Origin of the sequence: Algibacter sp. (assembly GCF_049667265.1) — a bacterium.
In the GTDB taxonomy this organism is placed as follows: domain Bacteria; phylum Bacteroidota; class Bacteroidia; order Flavobacteriales; family Flavobacteriaceae; genus Algibacter_B.
Genome location: NZ_JBATHX010000388.1, coordinates 1 through 8,728, shown reverse-complemented (window position 1 = coordinate 8,728; position 8,728 = coordinate 1). Strand labels below are relative to the sequence as shown.

The window sequence follows — 8,728 nt, the reverse complement described above, 5'->3', positions numbered from 1 at the left end:
TATTTAAAGGAATTGAATGACTACGCACATGAGCTAGACCCATCTAGAAAAACAGCCATTAGAAAATATTATGAAGGCGCTGATATTGTTGATGTGTTTTCGCCTTCCATTTGGTCTGGTTGGTATTCCGGAAGTTATAAAAGTTATCAAAAAGCAATTGATCAATACAAAGTAGAATATCCACATTTTTTACATGCCGAGTACGGTGGTTCCAGTCATGTTGGAAGGCATACCGAAAATCCTATTACAGGTGAAGGACAAATTCAATCTGATGGCTGGGAAGAAGCTATTATTCAAACCGATGTTGCAAATATTGCACAAATAGGCGATTGGAGTGAAAATTACATTGTCGATTTATTCGATTGGCATTTACGAATTTCTGAAAATGATTCTACTTTTGTTGGTAATGTTCAATGGGCTTTTAAAGATTTTGGAACACCATTACGACCAGAAAATGCGATACCGTATATGAATCAAAAAGGACTGGTGGATAGAAGTGGAAAACCTAAAGATGCCTTCTATGTATTTAAAAGTTATTGGAGCACCGATCCGTTCACATACATTGAATCTCATACTTGGACAGAACGCCAAGGACCAAAGGATCAATCAAGAGATATTAGTGTTTATAGTAATTGTACAGAAGTTGAACTTTTTCTAAATGGCAAAAGTTTGGGTGTTAAACAACGAAATACCAAAGAATTCCCAGCTGCAGGTTTAAATTGGAATCTTAATTTTATTGAAGGTGAAAATAAATTAGTTTCCATTGGAAAAACAAAAGAAAATAAAGAAGTTAAGGATGCATTAACTTTAAATTATAGATTTACAAGAAACGAAAAAGCAAAAGACCTAAAGCTAGATTATGAATTACTGGAAAATGGTAATTATTTAATCACAGCCATCGCCATTGATAATAAGGGTTTACAATGTTTGGATTATGAAGAGCGTGTCTATTTTCAATGTTTAAATGGAGGAGAGGCTATGGTAAGTCAGGGTACACCAACTGGCAGCGAAATTATAGAAATGGCAAACGGCAAAGCATCCATCGAGGTTAAAAGGGATTTTGAAGATGAACCATTGGAAGTCATGGTGCTTAATCAAAGTTTTAAAGGGACTTATTTAACTATCAATTAATTTGTCTTCACTAAAAAATCAAATAGCAACTAATATCTTTTTTTTGAAATATGAATGCATTTTAAACTAAAAACCTTTCAAAAATTTGAAAGGTTTTTAGTTGTTTATAAGTTTATCTGAACAAATACTTATTCCAATCGAATGTAATTCTCGGAAATAATAGGGTGGCCTAAACTATCTATTTCAGTTTGGGTAAATTCATTTTCACCTATAGTAACATCAAAAGAAAACTCAGTTTTATCTTTTATTACCTCGTTCATAGATTTAGAGCCATAATCTAAAATTTCAGTTAAAATGCCATCTCTAACAGTATAATCTCCATAAGCAAACCAATCAATGGTATCAAAAATCCGGGTTCTACTCCACATAACTTTTGTCTTCGAATACATTTTTATTTGTTTATTAGTATCTGAAGAAAGAATAGTGTCTCTGGTTCCATTCTCGCCGTAATTTACAAAACTCACTAATTTCCATGCGCCTTCTAAAGTGTTCATGTCACTCTCAGCTTTCGAAGTATTTATGACTTCCTTGTCTGCTTTAGAATTGCCATTACAAGAAATAATTAGACCAATACAGATAATTAAAAATATTTTTTTCATGACTCTAAGGTTTAAATAGTTAGGTTACTAAAGTTACGAAAAAAAACGTCACCATTTTTTTGATTTATTAAACTGTAAAAACTGTTGATAACTTCTGTGTTAGGTTTTAATCAAAACTTCTACTTTTGTAGTATAAATTATAATAGTAAATATGTCTGAGACAATAGAAAAAGTCAAGTGCTTAATTATAGGTTCTGGTCCTGCCGGTTATACTGCGGCTATTTATGCAGCTAGAGCAAATATGAAACCCGTTTTATATCAAGGAACGCAACCAGGTGGGCAATTAACAACAACCAATGAAGTTGAAAATTTCCCAGGATACCCAGATGGTGTTACTGGGCCTGAAATGATGATGCAATTACAAGCTCAAGCACAACGTTTTGAAACAGATGTGCGTGATGGATGGATTACAAAAGTAGATTTTTCAGGAGATATCCATAAAGTTTGGGTGAATGATGTGAAAGAGATCCACGCGGACACCATAATAATTTCCACGGGTGCTTCTGCTAAATATTTAGGTTTAGATTCAGAGCAAAAATATTTAAAACTAGGTGGTGGCGTTTCAGCTTGTGCTGTATGTGATGGCTTCTTTTATAGAAACCAAGAAGTGGTTATTGTAGGCGCTGGAGATTCTGCTTGTGAAGAAGCACATTACCTTTCTAAACTTTGTAAAAAAGTAACGATGCTAGTTCGTAGGGATGAGTTTAGAGCCTCAAAAATTATGGCTGCAAGAGTTAAAAATACCGAAAACATAGAAATCTTATTCAATACTGAAACCGATGAGGTTTTAGGCGATGGACAAGTAGTAACAGGTGTTCGTGTGTTTAATAATAAAACCAATAAAAAACATGATATCCCGGCAACTGGGTTTTTTGTGGCCATTGGTCATAAACCAAATACCGATATTTTTAAAGGCTTTTTAAATTTAGATGAAACTGGCTATATAATTAATGTTCCAGGATCTTCTAAAACTAACATTGAAGGGGTTTTTGTATCTGGTGATGCGGCCGATCATGTTTACAGACAGGCAGTTACAGCTGCTGGAACAGGTTGTATGGCGGCTCTTGATGCAGAACGTTATTTGGCAGCAAAAGATTCCACCTTTGAAGTATCTACTTCTAATTATAACTAATACATTATTTAATATTTAAAAAAGCCAAATTGAAATTTCAATTTGGCTTTTTTTTGTATGTTTTAGTAAAATAAAAACGATGCTTTATTTAACCTTTTTCTGAAGTTTTGAAGTGTCGGAAAGCGTATTTATTACAATCTTCGGGTTCTGGTATAAGCTAATAGAACTTGTCCCTGATGCATCAATATTAATAGTGTCTAAAACTTCTAGGGTTGCCTCGCTACTTATATTGCATACCACATCGCAAGCATTAATAGTGAAGTTTTTTCCATCAAATTCCGAATTATTGTCCAACTCTAATGTTGCTGTTTTACATGATCCTTCAATGTTGGCAGTAGCACGTTGGTAAAGTGTTGCGGATAAATCAGCGGTATTAATAAGCGCGTCAAGTTTGCTGTTTCCACTCATGGTAATGATGCACTTGTCACTTGTTAAATTTAATTTCACTTTTGATTTATCATCAATATCAAAATTAAAATTATCCGATTTTACGGTTAATCCTGCTTTTGATGAGCCTCTAGTTTTTAACGAACCATTCTCTAAATCCATTGTGGAAAGCGATAATATTTCAGCATCATCAGTAGTTTCAATATGTTTTAAAACATCGTTATAGGTAACCTTAATGTTTAGTTTCTTCTTTGAAGAGATTTTTATCGTATTGTTAAAAGTAAGTACACTATCAATAACTTGAAACTCTAAATATTCATGTAAGTTTTCATCGGTTTCAATTTCAACATACGGATTTTGATCATAAATAATTTCAATTTCAAAATCTTCATCCAAAGCAATAGTATGAAATGATTCTACGTTTGTTTGTTGTATAGTAACATTTCTGTTGCCCTTAACTTTATCAGTTTTTTGAGCATTACAAAGCGAAATCGATAGTAAAACAGTAATTAGAAATAATAGGTTTTTTTTCATTTTTTAAACGGATTAATTGCTAAATGTGTTATGACCATTACTATTTAGACTGAAAATTTACAAAAAGTCACTAACAAATATAAAAAACTAAAACCACTTCAAACTTTTAATGAAGCTTGAAATGGTTTTAAAATGAATTGGTTATTGTTTAAGGGTTCTATTGTTGTTTCACACTCCCAGAAGAACTATCACTTTTATCCACTTTTTCTGGATTGCCATAGTACCTAACATCACCGCCGCTTGATGCTCTTGCGGTTAAATATTTTGATGTGTTTACAGTAATATCTGCACCGCTTGAAGCTTTAACTTCACTAGATTCTGCCATTAAATCGGCCGCCTTTATGTCGCTTCCGCTAGAAGCTTCAGCAACTAGTTTTATGGTTTTCCCTGAAAGTCTTATATCACTACCACTAGAAGAATCACAATTTAAAACTGAAGTGTTAACATCAAGTTTCATATCACTTCCGCTTGACGATTTTAAATCTAATCTTTCAGAATGTATGGTATTGGTTGAATACACATCGCTTCCACTTGAAGATGTTATACTCGAAATATCTCTAAAACTAACATGTACTTTTTTTGATGTCGACCAGCCAATATTTTCTTTGGTATGAATCCTTAAAATACCGTTTTCAACTTCAGTTAAAATAATGTCGTGTAAGTTTTCATCGGCTTCAACGCGAATACTTTCGTTATCACTTTGTGTTAAATAAACGTCCAAACCTTCTGAAGCTTTAATGGACGAAAATGGTTCGTTAATAGTTCGATCTTCAGTAGATACTTCCCCATTTCCTCTAACTCCAGAGTTAAGATTCATGTCGAAATTGCACGAAAAAAGAGTTAAACTTAATATGGTTGCAATGATAAATTTGATTAGTGTTGTCATGGTTTTTTGTTTTTTGATGATTAATTTGTTGTTCAAATATCTTTTAAAAAGTTGTTGATTAATAACTTAAATACCTGAACTGTTACTTTCTTATGATGAATTGTTATTATTCCGAATCTATTTCTACGCCTTCAGAATTAATGTTCAGCTTAACTTCACTTGATTCTGCTTTAATGCCATTTTCATCTATTTTTATATGGCCTTCCTCAGAGTTTATTTCAATGCCTTTGTCATTTATTTTTAATCTAGGAGTATTCACATTAACTTCAAAATCTTCCTCGGGGCAGTCCAAACACTCGGCCTCTTCAAAAAGAATTTTTAAATAATGATTCGTATCATCACCAGAAACTATATTGCCATCGTAGGTTCTGTAATGCAAGTTGTGTTTTGTACTACTATTAAAATAAGCCACCGAATTTTCAGGTAAATAAAGCGCTAGTTCAACCTTCTGGTCACTAAATTTATTTTCAGGACGTGTGGTTAAATAAGAATCTAGATATAAGGTGTTGTTTTTAAAATCGAAATTATAATTTATGTTTTTAGCACGTTCAATCGCTTTGTCATAATCTCGTCCATCGGCTCGTTTTCTAATAGCTAATCTGGCAACCGAATCGGAAGTCGATTTTACTATAATTTCCACATCCGCCGAAAACAAAACCTTATCGCCATTTTCATTATTAGCTAATTTAAATCTGCTATGTCGGTAGTGGTCAGAATTAAAGTTATCATGACTCACCATTTTAATATTCAAGGTGTCGTTTGCTGTAATCGGCAATTCTGTTTTCTCAACATAACTTTCTTCAAAAGCATGGGCGCTGGCTTGTCTTACCCCAAAAATCACTAAAGCTATAACAGAGATTAACCACAACCCTAATAATGAGAATTTAGCAACATTACCAATTGATTTTAAATTGTTAACCAAGATTTTTAATCCTAAATAAAACAAGAAAAAGAACGGAATACCAACTGCAAAAAATGCAAATAAGGATACTAACCAAATAGGTGTTTCTCCAGCGTTGGCCATTTCTACAAAGTCCAATCCAGGAATATGTATAACGTCTGCCACACCAACTGAAAATAATCCAATAATTAAGGCAATTAAAGCAGCGGCACCAGAAATTATAAGTATGACACCAATAAACTTTGCAACTACTTTAAAGAAAAACATAATAATATCGCCAATGGTATCAAAAAAAGTTCTGGACGACGATTTTATCGAGTTACCAGTTTTTTTTACATCAATGTTCTTTGCAGCGTTTGATACGGAATCCGATACATTTTTAGCAACATCGCCTACCGTTTCGGTAACTTGATCAAGTCCATCTTTAATTTTTTTTTCAATGTTACTAATGTTCACAGGTTCTCCTGTCATGGTAATTTTTTCGGCCGTAGTTTTAGCCTCAGGCACTAAAATCCAAAGTAAAATATAAAGTAAAACACCTGTTCCTGCTCCAAAAATTAAAAGCACCCAAGCTAATCGAATCCAAATGGCATCAATACCAAAATAATGCGATAACCCAGATGATACACCACCAATATAACTGTTGTCAGTATCTCTAAAAAGTTTTCTTGACGAGGTAGATTTGCTTCTGTAAGATGACTGTGGTTCATCCTCAAAAATTTCGTCATCCACAAGATAATCTTCAGGTTGCCCCATTATGGAAATCACGTCGTCAACTTCCTTAATTCTAATAACTTGTTTATCGTGTTGCACGCGTTCTGTAAAAAGTTCGGCAATACGCGCTTCAATATCTGCTATAATTTCAGATTGCCCTTGCGAGTCTGTAAACGAACGTTTTATAGCCTCCAGATAGCGTTGCAATTTTAAGTACGCATCCTCATCAATATGAAAAAATATACCTGCTAAATTTATGTTGACTGTTTTATTCATTTTTTTGTTGTTTTTTGGCTTGTTACTAAGGTTACTGCGTTGTGTAATTCACTCCAAGTGGTGTTCAATTCCTTTAAAAATAATTTCCCGGTTTCGGTTAAACCATAATATTTCCTTGGTGGTCCAGAGGTCGATTCTTCCCATCTGTAATTTAAAAGTCCAGCGTTTTTAAGTCGCGTTAATAAAGGGTAAATCGTCCCTTCAACTACCAGCAACTTTGCGTCCTTTAAAGTGTCCAGAATTTCTGCTACATAGGCGTCTTCGTCTTTCAAGACCGAGAGTATGCAGAATTCCAATACGCCTTTACGCATCTGTGCTTTTGTGTTTTCTATCTTCATGTTCTAAAGCGTTTTAATGTTGTGAAACTGTTCATTTTTTGATTGATTCGATTGATTGTTATCTTGATGAAATTTTTATTTGGGCGCCTGCCTGCCGGCAGGCAGGTTACGCCTCCTAAGGTCGTCGTCGGGCTTTTCGTTACAAGTCCTCGCACCTCCAAAGTCGGGCTGTGGGCTTTCCACTTCAATCCCTAACGCGGGTTTGTCCGCCATTTATGTTTTTCTCTATAAGTCATTTTTCTCTTTTATTAGGTTTCAGTTTCCCCTCTAAAAAGAGGGGATTAAGGGGTGTGATATTAAGCTATTTTAAAAAGTTAATAGTAAACGGGTATTTATAAACCTGCCCATCTCTCGCCTTTAAACTAGCAACAACTATTAGTGCCATTTCTATAATAAACCCAATTATTGCTATGGCTCCTAGAGCACCGCCAATATATAATAGCGGAGAAGGTTTCCCAATATTAAAATGGAAACTTTCAAACCCATTAAAATCTATAAAGTCAATACCGTTAAAAATTTTAAAAACAAAAAACGGAATAGTTAAGGTTCCTAAAATTATAGCGTACAATAAAATGCTAATTTGAAAATTGATTACCTGCTTGCCGTTGCTATCTATAAATTCAGATTTATCTTTATTTGCAACCCACAATATAATAGGGCCAATAAAATTTCCAAACGGAATAAAGAACCTACTAAATGTAGATAAATGAATAAAGGTTGCGATGTTTTTTTGATGGTTATCTAACATGATTTTTTTCAATTAATTAAAAGCATATAATAGTTTCCTATGCAAATATATGTCTAAAAGAAGGTACTTTGTTACGCATAGTACTAAAATTTAACATAAATTTAACATTTACTAATGTGAAATTATTTCATAACTTAGTGAAAAATTAAAAGATAAATAATGACGTTAACACCTAGAAAACTAAACACTTACACCATGTTCAAATTACCATCAGCTTACCTTTGTGGTGTGCGAACAAAACACATTGATAATGACAAATGTATCGTAGGTGTTAAATTCAAATGGATAAATCAAAACCCATTTAAATCTATGTTTTGGGCAGTACAAGGTATGGCGGCCGAGTTTTCAACAGGTGCTTTAATGATAAGTAAAATTCAAGAATCGGGTAAACGCGTGTCTATGTTAGTAACCTCCAATAATGCCACGTTTACCAAAAAAGCAATTGGAAAAATAAAATTTACATGTAATGATGGAAAGTTAGTAGATGAAACACTAAAAAAAGCCATCGAAACAGGCGAAGGTCATACGGTAACCATGCAATCGGTTGGGGTAAATGAAGAAGGAGTTGTGGTTTCAACCTTCAATTTTGAGTGGAGTGTAAAGGTGAAGAGTTAAGTCCTTTGTCGTAAAGTCGTTTAGTTGTTTGTCGTAAAGTCGTTTAGTTGAATTACAACTTAACAGCAAACAACTAAACAACCAACAAAAAATGTAACGAAACCCAAAACAAATCAACATATAAACAAATCAACAAAAAACATAAAAAAATGACAGCACACGAAATCGATTACAGAATCTACGGCGAAGAAATGCAATACGTAGAAATTGAACTAGACCCACAAGAAGGCGTTGTGGCCGAGGCAGGAAGTTTTATGATGATGGACGATGGCATTAAAATGGAAACCATTTTTGGCGATGGCTCAAAAAAAGATACTGGATTTATGGGTAAAATTTTAGGTGCAGGAAAACGAATCCTGACAGGTGAAAGCCTGTTTATGACGGCCTTTTATAACGATCTTACTGGAAAACGAAATGTATCATTCGCATCGCCATATCCAGGAAAAATTATCCCGATTGATTTAACC

10 protein-coding genes are annotated in these 8,728 nt (G+C 33.8%); 4 read left to right on the top strand and 6 right to left on the bottom strand.

What is annotated here, in order from left to right:
* Window positions 1-1,131 (top strand): DUF4982 domain-containing protein (locus tag WBN21_RS13410; protein WP_424201103.1); only part of this gene is annotated, 1,131 nt, incomplete at its 5' end.
* Window positions 1,132-1,259: 128 nt separating this feature from the next.
* On the opposite strand, the gene WBN21_RS13405 is transcribed toward WBN21_RS13410, so the two are convergent.
* A complete protein-coding gene (locus WBN21_RS13405; RefSeq protein ID WP_424201101.1) occupies window positions 1,260-1,730 on the bottom strand; it encodes a hypothetical protein in 471 nt (156 codons plus the stop codon).
* A 151-nt stretch (window positions 1,731-1,881) separates the two neighbouring features.
* On the opposite strand from WBN21_RS13405, the gene trxB reads away from it, so the two are divergent.
* Entirely contained in the window at window positions 1,882-2,862 is a 981-nt protein-coding gene (gene trxB, locus WBN21_RS13400) for a thioredoxin-disulfide reductase (RefSeq protein ID WP_424201099.1), read from the top strand.
* 84 nt (window positions 2,863-2,946) lie between these two features.
* Here trxB and WBN21_RS13395 read toward each other — a convergent pair whose 3' ends face one another.
* The 5 genes from WBN21_RS13395 to WBN21_RS13375 all read right to left on the bottom strand — a co-directional run bounded on the left by WBN21_RS13395 (window position 2,947) and on the right by WBN21_RS13375 (window position 7,646).
* Window positions 2,947-3,783 (bottom strand): GIN domain-containing protein, encoded by an 837-nt coding sequence (locus WBN21_RS13395; protein ID WP_424201097.1) that lies wholly within the window; start codon window positions 3,781-3,783, stop codon window positions 2,947-2,949.
* 157 nt (window positions 3,784-3,940) lie between these two features.
* Window positions 3,941-4,669 (bottom strand): head GIN domain-containing protein, encoded by a 729-nt coding sequence (locus tag WBN21_RS13390; protein WP_424201095.1) that lies wholly within the window; start codon window positions 4,667-4,669, stop codon window positions 3,941-3,943.
* Between the two features lie 106 nt (window positions 4,670-4,775).
* Window positions 4,776-6,560, bottom strand: coding sequence for a PspC domain-containing protein (locus WBN21_RS13385; RefSeq protein ID WP_424201093.1), 1,785 nt, complete (start codon window positions 6,558-6,560; stop codon window positions 4,776-4,778).
* Entirely contained in the window at window positions 6,557-6,898 is a 342-nt protein-coding gene (locus WBN21_RS13380) for a PadR family transcriptional regulator (protein WP_424201091.1), read from the bottom strand. Before WBN21_RS13380 ends, WBN21_RS13385 begins: the two co-directional genes overlap by 4 nt.
* A 301-nt stretch (window positions 6,899-7,199) precedes the next feature.
* Window positions 7,200-7,646 carry a DUF4870 domain-containing protein gene (locus WBN21_RS13375; protein ID WP_424201089.1) on the bottom strand — a complete coding sequence of 149 codons (447 nt, stop codon included), beginning with the start codon at window positions 7,644-7,646 and terminating at the stop codon, window positions 7,200-7,202.
* 159 nt (window positions 7,647-7,805) lie between these two features.
* Here WBN21_RS13375 and WBN21_RS13370 point away from each other — a divergent pair, with 159 nt between their 5' ends.
* Window positions 7,806-8,261, top strand: coding sequence for a DUF4442 domain-containing protein (locus WBN21_RS13370; protein ID WP_424201088.1), 456 nt, complete (start codon window positions 7,806-7,808; stop codon window positions 8,259-8,261).
* Window positions 8,262-8,410: 149 nt separating this feature from the next.
* On the top strand, window positions 8,411-8,728 hold a 318-nt coding region (locus WBN21_RS13365; RefSeq protein ID WP_424201086.1), incomplete at its 3' end, for an AIM24 family protein.